This is a genomic window from Methylibium sp., from assembly GCF_035762065.1.
Classification (GTDB): domain Bacteria; phylum Pseudomonadota; class Gammaproteobacteria; order Burkholderiales; family Burkholderiaceae_C; genus Methylibium.
This window is the reverse complement of the sequence record NZ_DASTPW010000015.1, coordinates 41,482-63,710: the sequence shown is the minus strand read 5'-3', so window position 1 is coordinate 63,710 and position 22,229 is coordinate 41,482. Positions and strand designations below refer to the sequence as shown.

Here is a 22,229-nt window from a genome sequence, read left to right as displayed (position 1 = left end):
CCGACCCCAAGGAGACCCGCGATGAACACCCCCGCCACCATCGATTTCGACGCCATCAAGACCCGCCAGCAGGCCGCCTGGGCCAGCGGCAACTACGCGGTGATCGGCACCACGCTGCAGATCGTCGGCGAGCAGCTCGCCGAGGCCTGCGACGTGCGCTGGGACGAGCGCGTGCTCGACGTCGCCGCCGGCAACGGCAACGCGACGCTCGCCGCCGCGCGCCGCGGCGCGCAGGTGACCTCCACCGACTACGTTCCCGCGCTGCTCGAACGCGGCGCCGAGCGGGCCCGCGCCGAGCAGCTCGACGTGAAGTTCCAGGTCGCCGACGCGCAGGCGCTGCCCTTCGTCGACGCGAGCTTCGACGTCGTGCTCTCGACCTTCGGCGTGATGTTCGCGCCCGACCACGCGACCACGGCCGCCGAGCTGGCGCGCGTGTGCCGCCCCGGCGGGCGCATCGGCCTGGCGAACTGGACGCCCGACAGCGTCGTCGGTCGCATGTTCAAGGTGCTGGGGCGCCACGTGCCGCCGCCGGCCGGGCTGCAGCCGCCGTCGCTGTGGGGCGCCGAGGCGCATCTGCAGCAGCTGTTCGGTGAGCGCGCGGCCCGCATCGACGTGACGACGCGGCAGTTCAACTTCCGCTACCGCTCGGCGGCGCATTTCGTCGATGTCTTCAAGACCTGGTACGGGCCGGTGCTGAAGGCCTTCGCCAGCCTGTCGGCCGACAAGGCGCAGGCGCTGCAGGCCGATCTGGTCGAGCTCCTCGACGGCATGAACCGCGGCGGCGCGCGCGCGCTCGTCGTGCCCGGCGATTACCTCGAGGCGGTCGTCACGCGGCGCTGAGCGCGCGGCTTCGCCGATCCACCCGTCAACCCCACGGCCGTGACCCGGCCACTTCTCTTCGCGAGGAGTCCACGATGGACAGCCAAGGTTTTTTCCTCACCGTTGCCGCCAGCGTCCTGCTCGCCGGCTGCCAGGCGCTGATGGCCCACGGGCCGATGCCCGCCGAGCCGGGCGCCGAGCGCGCGTTGTGGGCAGCGGCCTGCACCGACGACCCGCGCGAGCTGAACCCCGCGCGCGAGCTCGGCCTGGGCACGCCCGAAGGCCGCGGCGGCTGCAGCCCGGCGCAGTTCGCGCGGCGGCCCTGACGGCCGGCCGCGGATCGCCGCCACTCGGCATCGACATGGACGCCCGCCTGCAACGCCGCGTGCAACGCCACGGCTGGGACCTCGCCTCCGGCGGCTACCAGCGGCTGTGGGGCGGGCAGCTCGCGCCGGCGCATCGCGCGGTGCTCGCGGCGGCCGCGCTCGCGCCCGGCGAGCGGGTGCTCGACGTGGCCTGCGGCAGCGGCCAGCTGAGCCTGGCGGCCGCGCATGCGGTCGGCGCGGGCGGGTGGGTGCTCGCCACCGATCTCGCCGAGCGCATGGTCGATGCGGCGCGCGACCGCGCGCGGGCGCTGGGCCTCGCTGGCTTCGACGCCGCGCGCATGGACGGCGAAGCGCTGACGCTGGCCGACGCCGGCTTCGACGCGGTGCTGTGCTCGCTCGGCCTGATGTACATGCCCGAGCCGGAACGCGCGCTGCGCGAGGCGCACCGCGTGCTGCGCCCCGGCGGCCGCTTCGTCGCGGCGGTGTGGGGCGAGCGCTCGCGCTGCGCCTGGGCGTCGGTGTTCGGGATCGTCGATGCGGAGGTGGTGAGCGACGTCTGCCCGCTGTTCTTCCGGCTCGGCGCGCGCGACGCCCTCGCGCGCGCCTGCACCGACGCCGGCTTCGCGAGCGTGCGGCTCGAGCGCATCGACATCACGCTCGACTACGCCAGCGGCGCCGAGGCCTGCGACGCCGCCTTCAGCGGCGGCCCGGTGGCGCTGGCCTGGTCGCGCTTTTCGCCGCAGGCGCGCGAGCGCGCCTGCGAGCGCTACCTCGGCTCGATCGAGCCCTGGCGGCTCGGCGCGCGCTTTCGCGTGCCGGGCGAGATCGTCGTCGTCTCGGCGGCGAAGAAGGAGATCTGAGATGACCGACCTGTTCACCCGCCTGGTGCGACGGCTGCGCTCGCGCGCGGGGCGCCGCAACGCCTGGCCGCGGCCGCTTCGCACCGTCTCGTGGAGGCTGCGATGAGCCGTGCCGACATCACCCGCGCCCGCCTCGATCCGGCGTCGCATGCGCTGCTGCACGCCGACGAAGCCGAAGGCGCCGTCCTCGAATGCCACGACGGCCGCCTCTGGGTCACGCAGCACGGCGACCAGCGCGACATCGTGCTCGAAGCCGGCCAGCGCTTCACGATCGAGCGGCCGGGCCGCACGCTCGTCGAGGCGCTGCGGCCGGCGGTCGTCAGCCTGCGCCGCCGCAGGCCGGCGCGCGCGCGGCCGCTGCCCGCGCCGGGCCGCGCCGCGCGCATCGGTGCCGGTGCCGTCGCGGCCTGCGCGACCTTCGTGTTGTTCGAGGGGATCGCCGAGCTGGCGCGGTGGCCGGTGGTGACGATCTCGCTGCGGCTGGCCGGCGCGGCGCTGGCCTGAGGCGCTTCAGCGCCGCAGCTCGAGCAGCGCCGCGAACCACCACGCGCGCAGGCCGACGAGCAGCGTCACCGGCTGGCGCTCGCCGGCGTCGAGGCGTTGGTCGGCGAGGTGCTGCTGGGCCAGGTCCTGCCCGATGCGCTGCAGCCGCTCGACGAAGCCGCGCGCGGCGGCCGGCGCGACCTGGCCGTGCACCAGCATCAGCGTCTCGTTCGCGCCGTCGAAGCCGCCGGCGAAGTAGTCGTCCACCACCTGCGCGCGGAAGAAGCCCATCACCGGGCCGTCGGGGCGCCAGCGGAAGGTCTTCGCGAGCTTGAGCCGGTAGCGCGTCGCGTCGCGCTGCTCGACGATGCCGAGGCGGTCGAGCACCTTCAGGTAGGCCTCGCACTCGGCCGGCTCGATCCGGTAGGTCGCGACGATCTGCTCGACGCTCCACAGGCTCAGCACGCAGATCGCCATCAGCAGCAGCTTGCGGTCGGCGACCACCGCGCGCTCCTGTTCGAGCGTCAGTTCCTCGCGCAGCGGCTGCGCCTCGGCGATGCGGCGGGCGAGGTCGGCGAAGTCGAGCTTCAGCACGCGCAGCACGTCGTCGATGCGCGACAGCGGCATGTCGGCCTTGGCGAACATGCGCTTGATGCTCGACTCGCTCATGCCGAGCGCATCGGCGAGGTCGGCGTAGGTCAGCTGCGCGGCCTTCAGCTCGGCCTTCAGCGCGGTGATCAGGTCGAGGCTGCTGCTCATCTCGGCCGCGAGTATCGCCACGCGCTACCGAGCGGCGCACGCGGTGCCACGCTCCTCATGGCGATGGGCGAACCGCGGTGCGGCCGGAACAGTGGAGCCTCTTCAACAGCTTTCGAGAGGACTTCATGCAAGCCGCCGCCGCCCCGATCCGTCATGACACCAAGGCCTGGAAGGCGCAGGTGTGGACCTCCTTCGGTCTCGCCGCCACGCTGTGCGCGACCGGACTGGCCTGGCTGCCGGGGCAGGACCTCGACCGCGCCTTCATGGTGATGGGCTACGTGTTCTGCCTGAGCACCGCATTCGCGCTGTCGAAGTACGTGCGCGACAACGAAGCCCGGCGCACCGACACGCCGATGTGGGGCCTCGTCGTCTGGGGTGGCTTCGCGCTCGCGATGAGCCTCACCGCCTGGGGCCTGTGGCGCATGGAGGTGAACCCGACCTACAAGGCCTACCTCGGCGTGAGCTGGCTGTTCCTGATCTCGACCGTCTTCACGCTGGCGAAGACGCTGCGCGATGCGCACGAAGCGGCGCTGGCCGAGGCACGACGTGAAGGCGTGTCGATGCGCGCCGCGCAGCAGGTCGAGTGATGTCGCGACTCGACAGGAGCACAACCATGAAGCGTTCGATCACGAAGACCCTGCTCGCTGCCGCGTTGGCGATGGGCGTGATGACCACCAGCCACGCGCATCCGACCGGCGCGTCGGAGGCGAGTGCGCTGTCGATGCTGCCGGTGGCGGTGTCGGTGGCCGCGCCGGAGGTGATCCTTTCGGCCGGTGCCGTGCTGACGGTGGTCGCGGTCGATGCCTCGACCGCCGGCACGGTGTGGGTGCTGGAGCGCGCCTCCGACGGCGCGCGGGCCAGCGTCACGCTGAGCGCCGCCGCGGTGGGCGGCGTGTCGGTGATCGCGGGCACGGCGGTCGTCGTCACCGCGTTCAGCGCGGGCTGGGTCCTGTCGGCCGCGGGCCAGGCGATCGCCTACATCCCGAACGAGATCGGCAAGGCGCTGCTGCACAACGAGCGGGTGACGTGGTGATGAGCGCGCGGCACATGTTCGTCGCCGCCGCGCTCGCGGCCGCGCTGATCGGCCCGGCCCACGCCGGCCGCTCCTGCGAGGCGAAGCCGCCGACCGCGGTGAGCGTGCAGCGCGCGATGACGCTCGCCGAGCGCACCGCGCAGCGGCTCGACGCGAGCGGCGCGCAGGTCGTCGTGATCGCCCGCAACGGCCAGGACCTGGGCCGCTGGGGCCTGCGATGGTCGCATCTCGGCTTCGCCTACAAGGACGGCGACAGGTGGCGCGTCGCCCACAAGCTCAACCAGTGCGGCAGCGCCCGCGGCTCGCTGTACCGGCAGGGCCTCGGCGAGTTCTTCCTCGACGACCTGCATCGCTACGAGGCCGGCATCGCGGTGCTCGCGCCCGAGGTGCAGACCAGGCTCCTGCCGATCCTTCGCGACAACGCACGGCTCGCGCAACTCGACACGCCGGCCTACAGCATGGTCGCCTACCCCTGGGCGCAGCGGTATCAGCAGAGCAACCAGTGGGCGATCGAGGAACTTGCGCTGAGCCAGGAGCCGGGCGCATCGAGTCGCGAACGCGCGCAGGCATGGCTGCAGTTCAAGGGCTACGAGCCGGGCGTGCTGCGCATCGACGCGCTGACGCGGCTCGGCGCGCGCGTGAGCGCCGCCAACGTCGCCTTCGACGATCATCCCGCGGCCAAGCGCTACAGCGATCGCATCGAGACGGTGACCGCCGACTCGGTGTTCGCATGGCTCGAACGCAGCGGGCTCGCCGCTCGCGTGGAGGTGCTGCGATGAACGAGACGACCTTGATGTCGCGCCGCCATCTGCTGTGCTGCGGCGTCGGCATGGCGATGGGGCTGTTCACCGGGCTCGCCGCGGCGAACGGGGAGGGCATCGAGCAGGCGCCGCAGGGCCTGGCGTCGTCGTCGCTGCGCGACCTCGTGCACGCCGCGTTCGACGGCATCGAGGCCGGTGCGCTGTGGGACGCGCACGCCCACCTGCTCGGCACCGGCGATGCCGGCTCGGGCTGCCGCGTCCACCCCGCGATGCAGCAGTGGTGGCACCCGCAGGACTGGCTGCGCCGCCGCGTGATCCTCGATGCCGCCGGCGTCGCGGCCGATGCGCCGTCGATCGACGAGGCCTACGTCGCGCGCCTGCTGCACCTGGCCGCCGACTTCCCGGCCGGCGCGCGCTGGCTGCTGTTCGCGTTCGAAGAAGCGCTCGACGACGCCGGCCGGCCGCGCGACGAGTGGACGACCTTCCACGTGCCGAACGAGTACGCCGCACGCGTGGCCGCAGCGCACCCGCAGCGCTTCGCGTGGGTCGCCTCGATCCACCCGTATCGCGACGACGCGGTCGAACGCCTCGACGCCGCGGCAAGCACCGGCGCGCTGGCCGTGAAGTGGCTGCCGAGCGCGATGAACATCGATCCGCGCGACGCGCGCTGCCGGCCGTTCTACGACCGGCTCGCGAAGCTCGGCCTGCCGTTGATCGTCCACTGCGGCGAAGAGAAGGCCGTGCCCGGCGCGCACCGCGAAGCCTTCGGCAACCCGCTGCTGATGCGCGTGCCGCTGGAGCAGGGCGTGCGCGTCGTCGTCGCGCATGCGGCCTCGCTCGGCTCGGCGCTCGACACCGACCGGCCCGGCGCGCCGAAGGTCGCCGCCTTCGATCTCTTCGCGCGGCTGATGGACGAGCCGGCGTGGCGCGATCGGCTGCTGGCCGACGTGTCCGCGGTCGCGCAGATCAACCGCCCGGCGCGCGTCCTGCGCACGCTGGTGCGCCGCGACGATTGGCATGCGCGCCTGCTGCACGGCTCCGATCACCCGCTGCCCGGCGTGAAGCTGCTGGTCTCGCCGGCGCGGCTGGCCGCGGCCGACTTGCTCGACGACGCCGACGTGCAGCCGCTCGAACGACTGCGCGAACGCAGCCCGCTGCTGTTCGACCTCGCGCTCAAGCGCCGCCTGCGCGACAGCAGGGGTGCACGCTTCGCGCCAAACGTCTTCGAGACCCGCCGCCACTTCGAGCGCCCCGCCGCTACATTGCGACGCGACCCGCCCGGAGCGCCGGCATGAGCGCTCGAACCCCATCACGAGAAGCAGCGATGAGCGCAGGCCCGAGCACCACGGCGAGTCCGGACGGCGTCGTCGCCGTCACCGCGCCGCATCCGCATCCCAACCAGTTCGCGCTGCTCGGCCAGCGCCGCTTCGCGCCCTTTTTCTGGACGCAGTTCCTCGGCGCCGGCAACGACAACCTCTTCAAGTTCGCCTTCACCGTGCTGGTCACCTACCAGCTGCAGGTGAGCTGGCTGCCGCCGGCGCTGGCCGGGCTGGTGATCGGCGCGCTGTTCATCGCGCCCTTCCTGTTGTTCTCGGCGACTGCCGGCCAGCTGGCCGACAAGCTCGACAAGGAGCGCGTGATCCGTTTCGTCAAGACGCTGGAGATCGCGATCATGGCGCTCGCGGCCTGGGGCTTTTGGGTCGCGAACGTGCCGGTGCTGCTGGCCTGCGTGGTGCTGATGGGCTTGCACTCGACGCTGTTCGGCCCGGTCAAGTTCGCCTACCTGCCGCAGCACCTGAGCGAGCGCGAGCTGACCGGCGGCAACGGCATGGTCGAGATGGGCACGTTCGTCGCCATCCTGCTCGGCAACGTGATCGGCGGCCTGCTGATCGCGGTGCCCGAGGTCGGCCGGCACTGGGTCGCCTTCGCCTGCCTCGGCGTGGCGCTGCTCGGCCGCGCGACGGCGCAACGTGTGCCGCATTCGCCGGCGACCGACCCAGGCCTTGTCATCAACTGGAACCCGGTCAGCGAGACCTGGCGCAGCCTCCAGCTCGCGAACCGCAACGTCGTGGTCTTCCGCTCGCTGCTCGGCATCTCGTGGATGTGGTTCTTCGGCGCGGTGTTCCTGAGCCAGTTCCCGTCGTTCGCGAAAGACGTGCTCGGCGGCGACGAGCGCGTCGCGTCCTTGCTGCTGGTGGTGTTCTCGGTGGGCATCGGCATCGGCTCGCTGCTGTGCGAGGTGCTGAGCCGCAGGCACGTGGAGATCGGCCTGGTGCCGTTCGGCGCGATCGGCATGAGCGTGTTCGCGATCGACCTGTTCTTCGCGACGCGCGGGCACGCGCCCACCGGCGCGACAGCGGGCGTCGGCGAGTTCATCCGCGGCGCGTGGCACTGGCGCGTGATGGCCGACCTGTTCGCCCTGTCGCTGTTCGCCGGGCTCTACAGCGTGCCGATGTACGCCCTGATCCAGCTGCGCAGCGCGCCGACGCATCGCGCGCGGATCATCGCGGCCAACAACATCCTCAACGCGCTGTTCATGATCGCGAGCAGCCTGATGGCCGGCGCGCTGCTCGGCGCGGGCCTCACGATCCCGCAGATCTTCCTGGTGACCGGGCTGCTGAACGCGGTCGTCGCCGCCTACATCTTCCTGCTGGTGCCCGAGTACCTGCTGCGCTTCCTCTCGGTGATCGTCTCGCGGCTGATGTACCGCTTCCGCATCGAGGGCGACGAGCACATCCCGACCGAAGGCGCCGCGATCCTCGTGTGCAACCACGTCAGCTTCGTCGACGCGCTGCTGCTGATGGCGGCGAGCCCGCGGCCGATCCGCTTCATCATGGACCACCGCATCTTCGCGACGCCGGTGCTCGGCGCCATCTTCCGCCTCGCGAAGGCGATCCCGATCGCCCCGCAGAAGGACAGCCCGGCGACCTACGAGCGCGCCTTCGCCGAAGCGCGCAAGGTGCTCGACGAGGGCGAGCTGCTGTGCATCTTTCCCGAAGGCGGCATCACCCAGGACGGCCGGCTGCAGCCCTTCAAGGGCGGCGTGATGAAGGTCCTCGAGACGCACCCGGTGCCGGTGGTGCCGCTCGCGCTGCACGGGCTGTGGGGCTCGTTCTTCTCGCGCATCGGCGGCGCGGCGATGACCCGGCCGTTCCGGCGCGGGCTGTGGAATCCGGTCGGCATGACGGCCGGTGCGCCGATCCCGGCGTCGCAGGTGACGCCGCAGGCCCTGCAGGCGCGGGTGGCGGCGATGCTGGGCGGCTAGCGAGCGTGCGTTCGGGCGCTCACACCCCGCGCGCCCGGTCGCGGGCGAACTGCCCGCGCCACGCCTCGAACCGCCCCGCGTCCAGCGCTTCGCGCACCTCGCGCATCAGGTTCACGTAGTAGTGCAGGTTGTGGATGCTCGCGAGCATCGGCCCGAGCATCTCTTCGCAGCGGTCGAGGTGATGCAGGTAGGCGCGGCTGAAGCCGGTGGACGTTCCTGCAGCGCCGCAGGCGGCGCAGGCGCAGCTCTCGTCGATCGGCCGCTCGTCGGTCTTGAAGCGGGCGTTGCGGATCTTCAGGTCGCCGTAGCGGGTGAAGAGGTGGCCGTTGCGCGCGTTGCGGGTGGGCATCACGCAGTCGAAAAGATCGACGCCGTTCGCGACGCCGTGCACCAGGTCTTCCGGGGTGCCGACGCCCATCAGGTAGCGCGGCTTGTGCGCGGGCAGCCGGTGCGGCGTGTGCTCGACGATGCGCTGCATCTCGGCCTTCGGCTCGCCGACGCTGACGCCGCCGATCGCGTAGCCGGGGAAGTCGAGCCCGACCAGTCCCTCCAGCGAGGCCTCGCGCAGGTTCTCGAACATGCCGCCTTGCACGATCCCGAACAGCGCATTCGGGTTGTCGAGCCGCGCGAATTCGTCGCGGCAGCGCGCCGCCCAGCGCAGGCTCAGTTCCATCGAGGCGCGGGCTTCCGCCTCGGTGGTGAGGTGGCCGCCGTCGGCGCCGGCGGCGTGCGACGTCACGAAATAGGGCGTGCATTCGTCGAACTGCATCACGATGTCGCTGTTCAGCACCGTCTGGATCTGCATGCTCACCTCGGGAGTGAGCAGCAGCTTGTCGCCGTTGACGGGTGAGGCGAAGCGCACGCCTTCCTCGCTGATCCTGCGGCCCCGGCCGTCGGCGCCGCCGAGCGACCAGACCTGGAAGCCGCCGCTGTCGGTGAGGATGGGCCGGCGCCAGCCCTCGAAGCGGTGCAGCCCGCCGAACTGGCGCATCACGTCGAGCCCCGGGCGCAGCCACAGGTGGAAGGTGTTGCCCAGGATGATCTCGGCACCCATCGCCTCCAGCGACTGCGGCATCACGCCCTTGACCGTGCCGTAGGTGCCGACCGGCATGAACACCGGCGTCTCGACCACGCCGTGGTTCAGCGTCAGGCGGCCGCGGCGCGCGCGGCCTGCGGTGGCGAGCAGTTCAAAGCGAAGCATCGCGGGATTGTCGCCAGCAGCTCCGCGGCGGGCAGTCGCTCGGCGCCACGCCGCTACGTCGCGCCGCGCGTGCGGCCGCGTTCACGTCCTTGCTGTCAATAAGAACCGTTCGCATTAGCGTTACAGTGCCGTCCGCCTCGATCGCAATCGTCCCGATGACTTCTCCTGTTTTGCCCACGCGGGCGTTCGCCGCACCGCCGCTGCCGGCCGTGTTGGCCGACGAGCTCCCGCCCGCCGCGCGTCGGCTGGCGGTGCTGGGCGTGATCGCCGCGCACCTGGCGGCCGGCTGGGGGCTGATGCAGGTGGAGTCGGTGCGCACCGCGGTCGGGCAGATGGCGCCCTTGATGGTCGAGCTGATCGCGCCGCCGGCGCCGCCGGTGCCCCTGCCGCCACCGCCACCGCCGCCCCTGCCCCGCGTGCAGCCCAAGCTGCAGAAACCGCCGCCGATCGTCACCGCGGCGCCGACGCCGGCGCCGCCGGTGTTCGAGGCGCCGCCCCCGCCGGCCGAGCCGCCGGCGCCGGCGGTGGTGATCGAGCCGCTGCCGGCGCCCCCCGCGCCGCCGGCCCCGCCGCCGCAGCCGAAGACGATCGCGATCACCTCGGTCGCCTACCTGACGCCGCCGGTGCTCGTGTACCCGAGCACCTCCAAGCGCCTCGGCGAATCCGGCCGCGTGCTGGTGCGCGTGCTGGTCGACGGCGAAGGCCAGCCGCGCCAGCTGACGCTCGCCCAGTCGTCGGGCCACGCGCGCCTCGACGACTCCGCGCTCGCCACCGTGCGCGCGACCCGCTTCAAGCCTTACACCGAGAACGGCGTGCCGCAGCCGTTCTGGGTCGTGATGCCCCTCGTCTTCGAACTGGAGAGATAGCCATGCCCGACGCATCCACCTCCCTGGGCTTCGCCCACTTCATCGCGCAGAGCGACGTGGTTGGCAAGACGCTGCTCGCGATCCTGGTGGCGATGTCGGCCATCTCGTGGGTGCTGATCGCCGTCAAGGGCCTCACGCACCTCGTGCGCAAGCAGCGCAGCGAGAAGTTCCTCGGCTTCTTCTGGAACGCGCGCTCGCTCGACGAGGTGGGCGCCGAGATCACCACCCACGGCGTGCACGAGCCCTTCGCGCACCTGACCGCGCACGCGATGAACGCGCAGGTGCACCACGCCAAGTACGGCGCGGCCAAGCTGAGCGAAGCCGGCAGCGCGCAGGACTTCGTCACCCGCACGATCAAGAAGGTGCTCGACGAGGAGACCACCAAGATGGAGAACGGCCTCACCTGGCTCGCCACCATCGGCGCGACCGCGCCCTTCGTCGGCCTGTTCGGCACCGTCTGGGGGGTCTACCACGCGCTCGTCGCCATCGGCATGAGCGGCAGCGGCACGCTCGACAAGGTTGCCGGCCCCGTCGGCGAGGCGCTGATCATGACCGGCATCGGCCTCGCGGTCGCGATCCCCGCGGTGGTGGCCTACAACGCCTTCACCCGCAGCAACCGCGTGCTTAACGCCAAGCTCGACGCCTTCGCCTTCGAGCTGATGACCTTCCTGTCGATGGGCAGCACGATGGGCGAGGCGGGCTCGCGCAGGGACGGCGCCAACGTCCGCCCGCTCGCCGCGGCCAAGCCGGCGGCGGCCTGAGCGAAGGGGCGCCGATGGCCTTCGCCTCCTTCGACCGCAAGAGCACCGCGCAGCCGGTCTCCGACATCAACATGGTCCCGCTGATCGACGTGATGCTGGTGCTGCTGGTGATCTTCATCGTCACCGCGCCGCTGCTCACGCATGCGGTCAAGCTCGAGCTGCCGAAGGCCAGCAGCCAGGTCAACGAGCTCAAGCCCGACAAGATCGAGCTCGCGATCGACGCGGCCGGCGAGCGCTTCTGGAACGGCGAGCCGATCACGCGCGAGGCCGCGGCCGAACGTTTCCTCGCCGAGGGCCGGCGCGAGCCGCAGCCCGAGGTGCACCTGAAGGCCGACCAGTCGGTCGCCTACCGCTTCGTCGCCGAGACGATCGCCGACGCCTCGAAGGCCGGGCTGCACAAGCTCGGCTTCGTCAGCGAGCCGGAGGCGAATTGATCGCCGCGGCGGCGTGCGCCTCGCTCGCCCCGCTTTCCTCCTTTCTTCGTTCCTCCCGGACTGCTCCCGCCAGCAGCGCGCTTCCATCGCGCGCCGGCCGCTTCGAAGCGGCGCTTGTCATGCCAGCCACGGACCGGCCGTCTTCCCGCTTATCACTCGAGGACCTGGCATGACATACGCCCCATCGACCCCGGCCGCGCGCGCGCGGCGTTTCAAGCTCGCGCCGCTCGGCGCGCTGGCCGCGGGCTTCGGCCTCGCGCAGGGGCTGGCTTCGGCGCAGGCCGTGGCGCCGGCCAAGGTGTCGGCGCCGGCGGCGGCTGCCTCGGCTGCCGCAGCCGCACCTGCCGCCGAAGCTTCCGGCGACGCGGCGCCGGTGATGCCGGTCGTCAGGGCGAAGGCCGAGGTCGAGCGGCAGGGCAAGGACGACTACCAGACCAAGCGCACCCGCATCGGCAAGGGCGAGCAGGAGCTGCGCGACATCCCGCAGTCGATCACCGTCGTGACCGAGAAGCTGATCGACGACCGCAACCTCGACACGATGAAGGACGTGCTGCGCAACACCGCCGGCATCACCTTCCAGGCGGCCGAAGGCGGCGAGGAAGACATCCGCCTGCGGGGTTTCGCGCTGCAGACCACCGGCGACGTCTTCATCGACGGCCTGCGCGACCCGGCCTTCTACGACCGCGACACTTTCTTCCTCGATCGCATCGAGCTGCTGCGCGGATCGGCCGGCCTGCTGTTCGGCCGCGGCTCGACCGGCGGCGCGGTGAACCAGGTGACCAAGCAGCCCTACCTGATGACCGAGAAGCAGGTCGATGTCACGGTCGGCAGCGGCAGCTACGTGCGCACCGTCGGCGACTTCAACGTGAAGCTCGGGGAATCGAGCGCGGTGCGCGTGGGCACGATGTTCACCAAGGCCGACAACAACGGCGCCGGCTCCTCGCTGAACAAGCGCGGCGTCGCGCTGGCCTGGCGCACCGGCATCGGCGAGCGCCACGAGTTCGCCGCGACGCTGTACTACCTGGACAACGACAACGGCATCAATTACGGACTGCCGTACGCCTTCCGCAGCACCGCCGAAGCGAGCTTGCCGAACGGCGTGCGCCCGCCTGCGAGTCGGTTGCTGCCGCTCGAGCCCGACGCCTACTACGGCCTGGCGAGCGACCGCAACGACGGCACGGCCGGCATCGTCTCGCTCTCGCACACCTGGCGGCTGGCGCGCGGGCAGGAGATCACCACCAAGGTCCGCTACGGCGACTTCACGCGCGACCAGCGCGCCAGCACCGTGCGCTTCGCCGCCGCCACGGCGCAGCCTGGCGGTGTGCCGGCGAGCCTGGAGACCTTCGGCCCGAACACCGTGTTCACCCGCGGCTTCCAGCCCAAGGTGCAGGACATGCAGACGCTGATCGTGCAGAGCGACTACAGCGGCGCGTTCAAACTTCTCGGCATGACGCATGAGCTGCAAGCCGGCATCGACCTGACGCGCGAGCGCAAGCAGGTCTACCAGGCGCGCAATGCGGCGCAGGGCGGCGTCGTGCCGCCCAAACCCAACACCACCGTCGGCACACCCGACGACGGCGCCTCGGTGAACGAGTCGCTGCGTTCGTTCCGCCTGGGCAACGAGTACGAAAGCCGCGCCGGCGGCGTCTACGTGCAGGACCTGATCGAGTTCATCCCGAACTGGAAGCTGCTCGCCGGCCTGCGCTACGACTACCTGACCGGCGACTACGACAGCTACGCCTTCACCGGCTCGGCCACGCCCGACACGCGCACCAGCTACCGCATGAACGTCAGTGAGGTGAGCCGTCGGCTCGCGCTGCTGTTCCAGCCGAGCGAGCGGCTGTCCTTCCACCTCTCGGGCGCGACGTCGTTCAACACCTCCGGCGACGCCTATGCCTTGTCGGCCAGCAACGTGGACACGCCGCCGGAGCAGTCGATCAACGTCGAGCTGGGCGCACGGGCCAACTCGGCCGACGGCAACTTCACCGCGCGCGCCGCGATCTTCCGCACCACCAAGCTCAACGAGCGCAACACCGACCCGCTGATCAACCTGACCACGCTGTCGGGCAAGCGGCACGCATCCGGTTTCGAGTTGGACCTGACCGGGCGCATCACGCCGAACTGGGAGGTCTTCGGCTCCTATGCCTGGATCCCGAACGCGACGATCGACGTGGCCGTCGCGAACGCCGAGCCGCAGGGCGCGCGGCCGGCGCTCACGCCGCGGCATTCGGGAACGATCTGGACCACCTACCAGTTCTCGCCGAAGTGGCGCGCCGGCGCCGGCGTGAATGCCCGCTCGGGCGTCTCGCCGGTCGGCGCGATGGTGCCCTTCGACGTGCCGCGCTACGTCACCGGCGACGTGATGGCCGAGTTCAAGGCCAACGACCAGCTCACCTACAAGCTCAACGTCAGCAACGTGACCGACAAGCTCTACGCCGATGGCGTGTACCGCGTCCACTACGTGCCCGGTCCCGGGCGTACCGTGGCGGTGACCGGCAACTTCAAGTTCTGACCGCGCCCGCGCCCGCACCATGCTGCTGCACATCCCCGAGGTGCTCGACGCCGCTCAGCTCGCGCGAGCGCGCTCGCTGCTGGCCGAGGCGCCCTGGAGCGATGGCCGCGTCACCGCGGGCACGCAATCGGCGCAGGTGAAGCACAACGAGCAGTTGCCCGAGGGCCACCCGGCCACGCAGCAGCTTCAGCAGATCGTGATCGATGCGCTGGCAGCCAGCCTGTTGTTCTTCACCGCCGCGCTGCCGAAGAAGGTCTTCCCGCCGATGTTCAACCGCTACGCCGACGCGGCCAACCAGTTCGGCAACCACATCGACAACGCGGTGCGCCTGGTGCAGCACGGCGCGATGCGTGGCGGCCGGGTGCGCACCGACATCTCCTGCACGCTGTTTCTCGCCGAGCCCGACAGCTACGACGGCGGCGAGCTGGTGATCGAATCGCCCGAGCCTTCGGTCGGCAGCCAGCGCGTCAAGCTGCCGGCCGGCGACCTGCTGCTGTACCCGGCGAGCACCGTCCACCGCGTCGAGCCGGTGACGCGCGGCTCGCGGCTCGCGAGCTTCTTCTGGATCGAAAGCATGGTGCGCCGCGACGACCAGCGGCGGCTGCTCTACGAACTCGACATGCAGATCCTCGCGTTGCGCGAGGCGCATGGCGACACCGAGACCATCGTCGGCCTGACCGGCACGTACCACAACCTCCTGCGCATGTGGGCGGAGACATGAACCGCCCCGTTGCAGCTTCGCTGCTCCGCTCGAGGGGCGCCCCGATCGGCACGACCGCGCCGCTATCCTCGCTGCGTGCCGCCACCGCTGAACCCGCTCGCCGCCACGCCCGCCGCCGTCTGGCGGCGCATCACGCAGCAGCAGGTCACCGACCGCAGCCTCACCGTGCTGACGCTGTTGCTGCTCGCCGAGATCGTGCTGATGCCGCCGCTGGTGGAGATCGGCTGGGTCGGCCGCCATGTCGCCGACATCGTCTTCGTCGCCGGGCTGTCGGTGGGCGTGTGGATCCTCGCCGACGAGACGCTGCCCGGGCGGCTGTTCATCGGCACCGCGGCCGTCACCGCGGGCCTGCGCCTGGCCAACGTGTGGCTGCCCGATGCCGACGTGCGGCAGGCCGATGCAAGCTTCGCCGCGATCAATCTCGGCGTGCTGGGATGGCTCACGCTGGCCTACACGCTGGCGCCAGGGCGCATCAACGTGCACCGCGTGCTCGGCGCGGTCGCGGCCTTCCTGCTGATCGGGCTCATGTTCGCGCAGCTGCACCGGCTGGTCGCGATGAACACCGAGCACGCCTACCTGCTGCTCGGTCAGCCGGCCGACTACAGCACGATCGTCACCAAGCTCGGCTACTACTCGTTCGTCACGCTCACCTCGCTCGGCTACGGCGACATCACGCCGCTGCATCCGGTCGCGCGCGCGCTGGCGATGCTGGAGGCGCTGATCGGCGTGCTCTACCCGGTGGCGCTGCTGGGCTGGCTGGTGTCGGTCATGACGCTGCAGAAGAAGTGACCGCCCTCGCGAGCAGCATCGCGTCGCCGTAGCTGAAGAAGCGGTAGCGCTGCGAAATCGCATGCGCGTAGAGCGAGCGGATGCGCTCGAAGCCCGCGAAGGCGCTGACGAGCATCAGCAGCGTGCTCTTCGGCAGGTGGAAGTTGGTGAGCAGCGCGTCGACCACGCGGAACTCGAAGCCCGGCGTGACGAAGAGGTCGGTCTCGCGCGCGCCGGCTCGCAAGCCGCCGCCAAGCGCAGCTGATTCCAGCGCGCGCAGCGTGGTGGTGCCGATCGCGACGACGCGGCCGCCGCGCGCGCGCGCGGCCTCGATCGCCGCGACCGTGGCCGCCGGCACCTCGAACCATTCGCTGTGCATCCGGTGGTCGGCGAGCGAGGCGACGCGCACCGGCTGGAAGGTGCCGGCGCCGACGTGCAGCGTGACGCTCGCGCGCGCGATGCCGCGCGCATCGAGCGCGCCGAGCAGCGCCGCGTCGAAGTGCAGTGCCGCGGTCGGCGCCGCGACCGCGCCGGGGTGCTTCGCGAAGACCGTCTGGTAGCGGCGCTCGTCGCTCGCGTCGGCGTCGTGCGTGATGTACGGCGGCAGCGGCACGTGCCCGTGGCGGGCGAGCAGCACGAAGGGATCGTCGGGAAAGCGCAGTCGGAACAGCGCATCGTCCGGCCCGGCGCGGCCCAGCACTTCGGCGTCGAAGCTCTCGGCGAGCCGCAGCACCGCGCCGGCCTTCGGCGACTTGCTCGCGCGCAGGTGCGCCCAGACCTCGTGCCGAGCCTCGCCCGCGCTCGCGATCACCCGCTCGACCAGCAGCTCGACCGCGCCGCCGCTCGCCTTGCGGCCGTAGAGCCGCGCCTTGATCACCTGCGTGTCGTTGAAGACCAGCAGGTCGCGGGCGTCGAGCAGGGCGGGCAGCTCGGTGAAGCGGCGATCGACCGGCGCGTCGCCGCACCCGTCGAGCAGCCGCGAGTCGCTGCGCTCGGCGAGCGGGTGCTGGGCGATCAGCTCGGCGGGCAGCGCGAAGTCGAAGTCGTCGACGTGCAGCGAAGGCAGGCAGGAAGGCGCAGGCATGAAGGCCAGAATCGTCGCATGACGAGCGCGATCCGCCCGGCCGCGGGCACGCCCGACGCGAAGCCGGCCGCGAAGCTTTCCGGCCCGCAACGCGCACTCCACAAGCTCGGCCTGCTGCGCGACCTCGACCTTGCGCTGCACCTCCCGCTGCGCTACGAGGACGAGACGCGCATCGTGGCGATCGGCGCGTTGCGCGAAGGCGAGTCGGCGCAGGTCGAAGGCGTGGTGCGGGCGAGCCGCATCGAGCAGCGCGCGCGCCGGCAGTTCGTCGCGCACCTGGACGACGGCAGCGGCGAGCTGGTGCTGCGCTTCCTGCACTTCTATCCGTCGCATGCGAAGTCGCTTGCGCCCGGCGCGCGGGTGCGCGCGCGCGGCGAAGTGCGCGGCGGCTTTCTCGGGCGCGAGATGGTGCATCCGGCGTTCCGCGTGGTCGACGAAGGCGCGCCGCTGGCCGCGGCATGGACGCCGGTCTATCCGGCCACCGCGGCGCTGCCCCAGCCCTACCTGCGCAAGGCCGTCGCGGCCGCGCTGGCGCGCGCGATCGAACGCGGCGCGCTGGCCGAGCTGCTGCCGCCCGAGGCGCTGCCGCCCGGCCTGCCGACGCTCGTCGATGCGCTGCGGCTGCTGCACGAGCCGCCGGCCGGCTTCGATGCGCGCGCGCTCGACGACCGCAGGCACCCGGCCTGGCAGCGGCTCAAGTTCGACGAGCTGCTCGCGCAGCAGCTGTCGCAGCTGGAGGCGCGCCGGGCGCGCGCGCAGCTCGGCGCGCCGCGGTTCGCCGCCACGCCGGGCCCGCTGCACCGCGGCCTGCTCGCCGCGCTGCCGTTCACGCTGACGCAGGCGCAGCGGCGCGTCGAAGCCGAGATCGCCGCTGACCTGGCCAAGCCGCAGCCGATGCACCGTCTGCTGCAGGGCGACGTCGGCTCGGGCAAGACGGTGGTCGCCGCGCTCGCCGCCTGCCGCGCGATCGACGCCGGCTGGCAGTGCGCGCTGATGGCGCCGACCGAGATCCTCGCCGAGCAGCATTTCCGCAAGCTGGTCGGCTGGCTCGAGCCGCTGGGCATCGGCATCGCGTGGCTCGCCGGCAGCCGCAAGGGCCGGGCGCGGCAGGCGATGCTCGAGCAGGCCGCGAGCGGCGCGGCGCAGCTGGTCGTCGGCACGCATGCGGTGATCGAGGAGGGCGTCGCCTTCGCGCGGCTGGGCCTCGCGGTGATCGACGAGCAGCATCGCTTCGGCGTCGCGCAGCGGCTCGCGCTGCGCGGCAAGCGGGCGGCCTCGGCGCTGGAGCCGCACCTGCTGATGATGAGCGCGACGCCGATCCCGCGGACGCTCGCGATGAGCTACCTCGCCGACCTCGACGTCAGCACGATCGACGCGCTGCCCCCCGGGCGCACGCCGGTGGTGACCAAGCTGTTCGCCGACGCGAAGCGCGCGCTGGTGATCGAGCGCATCCGCGAGGCCGTCGGGCAGGGGCGGCAGGTGTATTGGGTCTGTCCGCTGGTCGAGGAGTCGGAGCACGTCGAGCTGCGCGATGCCATCGCGACGCACGCGCAGCTCGCCGACGCGCTGCCCAGCGCGATGGTCGGGCTGCTGCACGGCCGCATGCCGGCGGCGGAGAAGGCGGCGGTGATGTCGCTCTTCACCGGCGGCGCGATGTCGGTGCTGGTCGCGACGACGGTCATCGAAGTCGGCGTCGACGTGCCGAACGCGAGCCTGATGGTCGTCGAGCATGCCGAGCGCTTCGGCCTCGCGCAGCTGCACCAGCTGCGCGGGCGCGTCGGCCGCGGTACGGTCGCGAGCGTGTGCGTGCTGCTCTACGCCGCGCCGCTGTCGGCGGCGGGCAAGGAGCGGCTGCGCGCGATGGCCGAGACGACCGACGGCTTCGAGATCGCACGCCGCGACCTCGCGATCCGTGGCCCCGGCGAGTTCATGGGTGCGCGGCAAAGCGGCGAGGCGCTGCTTCGCTTCGCCGATCTGGAGGCCGACGCTGCGCTGCTCGAACGGGCCCGCGCGCTCGCGCCGACGCTGTGGGCCGAGCGGCCGGACGCAGCGCGCGCTTGGATCGATCGCTGGGTCGGCGGCAAGGCCGATTACCTCAAGGCCTGAAGGGACCACCGCGGTTGCGGCTTCGCCGCTCTCCTCAGGGGGGCGCCGCTGGCGGACCGGCAGAGCCGGTCGCGGCGGCCGCTGGTGGGCTTGCGCGTGATCGTGCTCAAGACGCTGGGCTATCCTCGATCGTCATGACGCTCACCGAACTTCGCTACATCGTCGCGGTCGCCCGCGAGAAGCATTTCGGCCGTGCCGCCGAAGCCTGCTTCGTCTCGCAGCCGACGCTCAGCGTCGCGGTGAAGAAGCTCGAGGACGAGCTCGACGTGAAGCTGTTCGAGCGCGGCAGCACGGAGATCAGCGTCACGCCGCTCGGCGAGGAGATCGTGCGCCAGGCGCAGGCGGTGATCGAGCAGGCGGCGTCGATCAAGGAGATCGCCAAGCGCGGCAAGGATCCGCTTTCGGGGCCGCTGCGCCTGGGGATCATCTACACGATCGGGCCCTACCTGCTGCCCGACCTGGTGCGCCACGCGATCGAGATGTTTTCGCAGATGCCGCTGATGCTGCAGGAGCACTTCACCACCAAGCTGCTGGACATGCTGCGCACCGGCGACCTCGACGCGGCGATCATGGCCGAGCCCTTTCCCGACACCGGCCTCGCGGTGGCGCCGCTGTACGACGAGCCCTTCGTCGTCGCCGCGCCGGCGACGCACCCGCTGTCCCGGCGCGAGCGCATCTCGTCCGAGGAGCTGAAGGAAGAGACGATGCTGCTGCTCGGCACCGGGCACTGCTTTCGCGACCACGTGCTCGAGGTCTGCCCCGAGTACGCGCGCTTCTCGAGCCATGCGGAAGGCATCCGCAAGAGCTTCGAGGGCAGCTCGCTGGAGACCATCAAGCACATGGTCGCCTCGGGCATGGGCCTGACGGTGCTGCCGCAGCTGAGCGTGCCGGCCGAGCCGCTCGCGCCGCAGAACCAGCACGTGCGCTACGTGCCCTTCGCCGACCCGGTGCCCACGCGCCGCGTGGTGCTCGCCTGGCGGCGCACCTTCACGCGCTACGAGGCGATCGCGGCGCTGCGCAACGCCGTCTACGCCTGCAAGCTCGACGGCGTGAAGCGGCTGAGCACCTGAGCCGGGAACGCGCCGCGGGGAAACCCGAGGCTGCTGCGTTTCTATCGAGGCCATTGCCGCGGTTTCATTGATCGGCCCCGGGGCGACTTCTAGACTGGCCCGTCCGATCTTCAAAGCCAGCTCAGGAGGCTCCCATGGCAGACCAAGCGCAATGCCCGTTCTCGGGCGGTGACACGAAGCAAGCGGCGAAGAAGCCGGCCGGCCCGCGCGGCAACCGCGACTGGTGGCCCGAGGCGCTGAACCTGTCGCTGCTGCACCTGCATTCGCCCACCGCCGACCCGATGGGCGAGGAGTTCAAGTACGTCGAGGAGTTCAAGACGCTCGACCTCGACGCCGTCATCAAGGACCTGCACGCGCTGATGACCGATTCGCAGGACTGGTGGCCGGCCGACTACGGCCACTACGGTCCCTTCTTCATCCGCATGACCTGGCACGCGGCCGGCACCTACCGCATCCACGACGGCCGCGGCGGCGCAGGTACCGGCGCGCAGCGCTTCGCGCCGCTGAACAGCTGGCCCGACAACGGCAACCTCGACAAGGCGCGCCGGCTGCTGTGGCCGATCAAGCAGAAGTACGGCCGCAAGCTGTCGTGGGCCGATCTCATCGTGCTCACCGGCAACGTCGCGCTCGAATCGATGGGCTTCAAGACCTTCGGCTTCGCCGGCGGCCGCGCCGACATCTGGGAGCCCGAGCAGGACATCAACTGGGGCGCCGAAGCCGAATGGCTCGCGACCAGCGAGAGGGAGAACAGCCGCTACTCGGGCGACCGCATGCTCGCGAACCCGCTGGCTGCGGTGCAGATGGGCCTGATCTACGTCAACCCGCAGGGCCCCGACGGCAACCCCGACCCGATCGCTTCGGCGCGCGACATCCGCGAGACCTTCGCGCGCATGGCGATGAACGACGAAGAGACGGTGGCGCTGGTCGCCGGCGGCCACACCTTCGGCAAGGCGCACGGCGCCGGCCCCGAGAGCCACCTCGGCCGCGAGCCCGAAGCCGCCGGCATCGAGGAGCAGGGCCTCGGCTGGCGGAACGGCTACGAAAGCGGGGTGGCGGGCCACATCATCACCAGCGGCATCGAAGGCGCGTGGAAGCCGAACCCCACCACCTGGGACAACGGCTACTTCGAGACGCTGTTCAAGTACGAATGGGAGAAGGGCAAGAGCCCGGCCGGCGCCTGGCAGTGGCATCCCAAGGGCGGCGCCGGCGCCGACACCGTGCAGGACGCGCACGACCCGAACAAGCGCCACGCGCCGATGATGACCACCGCCGACCTCGCGCTGCGCTTCGATCCGGCCTACGAGAAGATCTCGCGCCGCTTCAAGGACAACCCGGCCGAGTTCGCCGACGCCTTCGCCCGCGCCTGGTACAAGCTGACGCACCGCGACATGGGCCCGCTTTCGCGCTACCACGGCCCGCTGGTGCCGAAGGAAGTGCTGCTGTGGCAGGACCCGGTGCCGCCGGTCGATCACCCGCTGGTCGACGAGGCGGACGTCGCCGCGCTGAAGGCCAAGCTGCTCGCTTCGGGCCTTTCGATCTCGCAGCTCGTGAGCACCGCCTGGGCCTCGGCCTCCACCTTCCGCGGCGGCGACAAGCGCGGCGGCGCCAACGGTGCGCGCATCCGGCTCGCGCCGCAGAAGGAGTGGGCGGTCAACCAGCCGGCCGAGCTTTCGAAGATCCTGGCGAAGCTCGAAGCGATCCAGAAGGAGTTCAACGCGACGGCTGCCGGCGGCAAGAAGATCTCGCTGGCCGATCTGATCGTGCTCGGCGGCAACGCGGCGGTCGAGGCGGCGGCGAAGAAGGCCGGCCACGACGTCACCGTGCCCTTCTTCGGCGGGCGCACCGATGCCTCGCAGGACCAGACCGATGTCGACGCGTTCGCGGTGCTCGAGCCGCAGGCCGACGCCTTCCGCAACTACGTGAAGCCGGGGCTCGAGGCTTCGGTGGCCGATCTGCTGGTCGACAAGGCGCAGCTGCTGACGCTTTCCGCGCCCGAGCTCACCGTGCTGATCGGCGGCCTGCGGGTGCTCGGCGCGAACTACAAGCAGACGAAGCACGGCGTGTTCACCACCCGGCCGGAGACGCTGACCAACGACTTCTTCGTGAACCTGCTCGACATGAACACGAAGTGGGACCCGGCCGACGCCTCCGGCGTGCTGCAGGGCCGCGACCGCAAGACCGGCGCGCCGAAGTGGACCGGCACCGTCGCCGACCTGGTGTTCGGCTCGAACGCGCAACTGCGCGCGCTGGCTGAGGTGTATGGCGCGTCCGACGGCCAGGCGATCCTCGTGCGCGACTTCGTCAACGCCTGGACCAAGGTGATGAACCTCGACCGCTACGACCTGATGTGATCCCCGGCGGCGTGCACGGGCACGCCGTCAGCTCCGCTCGACGACCGCG

Annotated in this window: 21 protein-coding genes; 18 read left to right on the top strand and 3 right to left on the bottom strand. The window is 71.4% G+C overall.

Annotation, left to right across the window (positions count from 1 at the left end; genetic code table 11):
• Window positions 1-21: 21 nt before the first annotated feature.
• From VFR90_RS05260 to VFR90_RS05245, 4 genes are all read left to right on the top strand, one after another.
• The gene (locus VFR90_RS05260; RefSeq protein ID WP_326405030.1) at window positions 22-840 is read left to right on the top strand and encodes a class I SAM-dependent methyltransferase; all 819 of its coding nucleotides are present in this window, start codon (window positions 22-24) and stop codon (window positions 838-840) included.
• A 74-nt stretch (window positions 841-914) separates the two neighbouring features.
• Window positions 915-1,145 (top strand): hypothetical protein, encoded by a 231-nt coding sequence (locus VFR90_RS05255; protein WP_326405029.1) that lies wholly within the window; start codon window positions 915-917, stop codon window positions 1,143-1,145.
• Window positions 1,146-1,180: 35 nt separating this feature from the next.
• Window positions 1,181-2,005 carry a class I SAM-dependent methyltransferase gene (locus VFR90_RS05250; RefSeq protein ID WP_326405028.1) on the top strand — a complete coding sequence of 275 codons (825 nt, stop codon included), beginning with the start codon at window positions 1,181-1,183 and terminating at the stop codon, window positions 2,003-2,005.
• 102 nt (window positions 2,006-2,107) lie between these two features.
• Window positions 2,108-2,509: a DUF2917 domain-containing protein gene (locus VFR90_RS05245; protein ID WP_326405027.1), complete on the top strand. Its 402-nt coding sequence runs from the start codon at window positions 2,108-2,110 to the stop codon at window positions 2,507-2,509.
• A gap of 6 nt (window positions 2,510-2,515) precedes the next feature.
• Here the strand turns inward: VFR90_RS05245 and VFR90_RS05240 are convergent, their stop codons facing one another.
• Window positions 2,516-3,247, bottom strand: coding sequence for a helix-turn-helix domain-containing protein (locus VFR90_RS05240; protein ID WP_326405026.1), 732 nt, complete (start codon window positions 3,245-3,247; stop codon window positions 2,516-2,518).
• A 125-nt stretch (window positions 3,248-3,372) separates the two neighbouring features.
• On the opposite strand from VFR90_RS05240, the gene VFR90_RS05235 reads away from it, so the two are divergent.
• From VFR90_RS05235 to VFR90_RS05215, 5 genes are read left to right on the top strand one after another with little or no spacing between them, the layout of a single operon-like run.
• The gene (locus VFR90_RS05235; RefSeq protein WP_326405025.1) at window positions 3,373-3,834 is read left to right on the top strand and encodes a YiaA/YiaB family inner membrane protein; all 462 of its coding nucleotides are present in this window, start codon (window positions 3,373-3,375) and stop codon (window positions 3,832-3,834) included.
• Between the two features lie 26 nt (window positions 3,835-3,860).
• The gene (locus VFR90_RS05230; RefSeq protein WP_326405024.1) at window positions 3,861-4,280 is read left to right on the top strand and encodes a hypothetical protein; all 420 of its coding nucleotides are present in this window, start codon (window positions 3,861-3,863) and stop codon (window positions 4,278-4,280) included.
• Window positions 4,280-5,059: a DUF2145 domain-containing protein gene (locus VFR90_RS05225; protein ID WP_326405023.1), complete on the top strand. Its 780-nt coding sequence runs from the start codon at window positions 4,280-4,282 to the stop codon at window positions 5,057-5,059. Before VFR90_RS05230 ends, VFR90_RS05225 begins: the two co-directional genes overlap by 1 nt.
• A complete protein-coding gene (locus tag VFR90_RS05220) occupies window positions 5,056-6,336 on the top strand; it encodes an amidohydrolase family protein (RefSeq protein WP_326405022.1) in 1,281 nt (426 codons plus the stop codon). Before VFR90_RS05225 ends, VFR90_RS05220 begins: the two co-directional genes overlap by 4 nt.
• Before the next feature lie 29 nt (window positions 6,337-6,365).
• Window positions 6,366-8,306 (top strand): MFS transporter, encoded by a 1,941-nt coding sequence (locus VFR90_RS05215; protein ID WP_326405020.1) that lies wholly within the window; start codon window positions 6,366-6,368, stop codon window positions 8,304-8,306.
• Between the two features lie 19 nt (window positions 8,307-8,325).
• Here the strand turns inward: VFR90_RS05215 and tgt are convergent, their stop codons facing one another.
• On the bottom strand, window positions 8,326-9,507 hold the full coding sequence (gene tgt, locus VFR90_RS05210) for a tRNA guanosine(34) transglycosylase Tgt (protein ID WP_326405019.1): 1,182 nt from the start codon (window positions 9,505-9,507) through the stop codon (window positions 8,326-8,328).
• 155 nt (window positions 9,508-9,662) lie between these two features.
• On the opposite strand from tgt, the gene VFR90_RS05205 reads away from it, so the two are divergent.
• The 6 genes from VFR90_RS05205 to VFR90_RS05180 all read left to right on the top strand — a co-directional run bounded on the left by VFR90_RS05205 (window position 9,663) and on the right by VFR90_RS05180 (window position 15,590).
• Window positions 9,663-10,373 (top strand): energy transducer TonB, encoded by a 711-nt coding sequence (locus tag VFR90_RS05205; RefSeq protein ID WP_326405017.1) that lies wholly within the window; start codon window positions 9,663-9,665, stop codon window positions 10,371-10,373.
• A gap of 2 nt (window positions 10,374-10,375) precedes the next feature.
• Window positions 10,376-11,134: a MotA/TolQ/ExbB proton channel family protein gene (locus VFR90_RS05200; protein ID WP_326405016.1), complete on the top strand. Its 759-nt coding sequence runs from the start codon at window positions 10,376-10,378 to the stop codon at window positions 11,132-11,134.
• 14 nt (window positions 11,135-11,148) lie between these two features.
• On the top strand, window positions 11,149-11,568 hold the full coding sequence (locus tag VFR90_RS05195) for an ExbD/TolR family protein (protein WP_326405015.1): 420 nt from the start codon (window positions 11,149-11,151) through the stop codon (window positions 11,566-11,568).
• Window positions 11,569-11,737: 169 nt separating this feature from the next.
• Entirely contained in the window at window positions 11,738-14,080 is a 2,343-nt protein-coding gene (locus VFR90_RS05190) for a TonB-dependent receptor (RefSeq protein WP_326405014.1), read from the top strand.
• Window positions 14,081-14,099: 19 nt separating this feature from the next.
• Window positions 14,100-14,801 (top strand): Fe2+-dependent dioxygenase, encoded by a 702-nt coding sequence (locus VFR90_RS05185; RefSeq protein WP_326405013.1) that lies wholly within the window; start codon window positions 14,100-14,102, stop codon window positions 14,799-14,801.
• Between the two features lie 75 nt (window positions 14,802-14,876).
• Window positions 14,877-15,590, top strand: a complete 714-nt coding sequence (locus VFR90_RS05180; protein WP_326405011.1) for a potassium channel family protein — start codon at window positions 14,877-14,879, stop codon at window positions 15,588-15,590.
• Here VFR90_RS05180 and queA read toward each other — a convergent pair.
• Window positions 15,568-16,653 carry a tRNA preQ1(34) S-adenosylmethionine ribosyltransferase-isomerase QueA gene (gene queA, locus VFR90_RS05175; protein WP_326405010.1) on the bottom strand — a complete coding sequence of 362 codons (1,086 nt, stop codon included), beginning with the start codon at window positions 16,651-16,653 and terminating at the stop codon, window positions 15,568-15,570. The two genes, VFR90_RS05180 and queA, sit on opposite strands and share 23 nt — an antisense overlap.
• An 18-nt stretch (window positions 16,654-16,671) precedes the next feature.
• Here queA and recG point away from each other — a divergent pair, with 18 nt between their 5' ends.
• The 3 genes from recG (at window position 16,672) to katG (ending at window position 22,180) form a co-directional block, all read left to right on the top strand.
• The gene (gene recG / locus VFR90_RS05170) at window positions 16,672-18,759 is read left to right on the top strand and encodes an ATP-dependent DNA helicase RecG (RefSeq protein ID WP_326405009.1); all 2,088 of its coding nucleotides are present in this window, start codon (window positions 16,672-16,674) and stop codon (window positions 18,757-18,759) included.
• A gap of 134 nt (window positions 18,760-18,893) precedes the next feature.
• On the top strand, window positions 18,894-19,829 hold the full coding sequence (locus tag VFR90_RS05165; protein WP_326405008.1) for a LysR substrate-binding domain-containing protein: 936 nt from the start codon (window positions 18,894-18,896) through the stop codon (window positions 19,827-19,829).
• A gap of 134 nt (window positions 19,830-19,963) precedes the next feature.
• The gene (katG, locus tag VFR90_RS05160) at window positions 19,964-22,180 is read left to right on the top strand and encodes a catalase/peroxidase HPI (protein WP_326405006.1); all 2,217 of its coding nucleotides are present in this window, start codon (window positions 19,964-19,966) and stop codon (window positions 22,178-22,180) included.
• The last annotated feature ends 49 nt before the right edge of the window (window positions 22,181-22,229 follow it).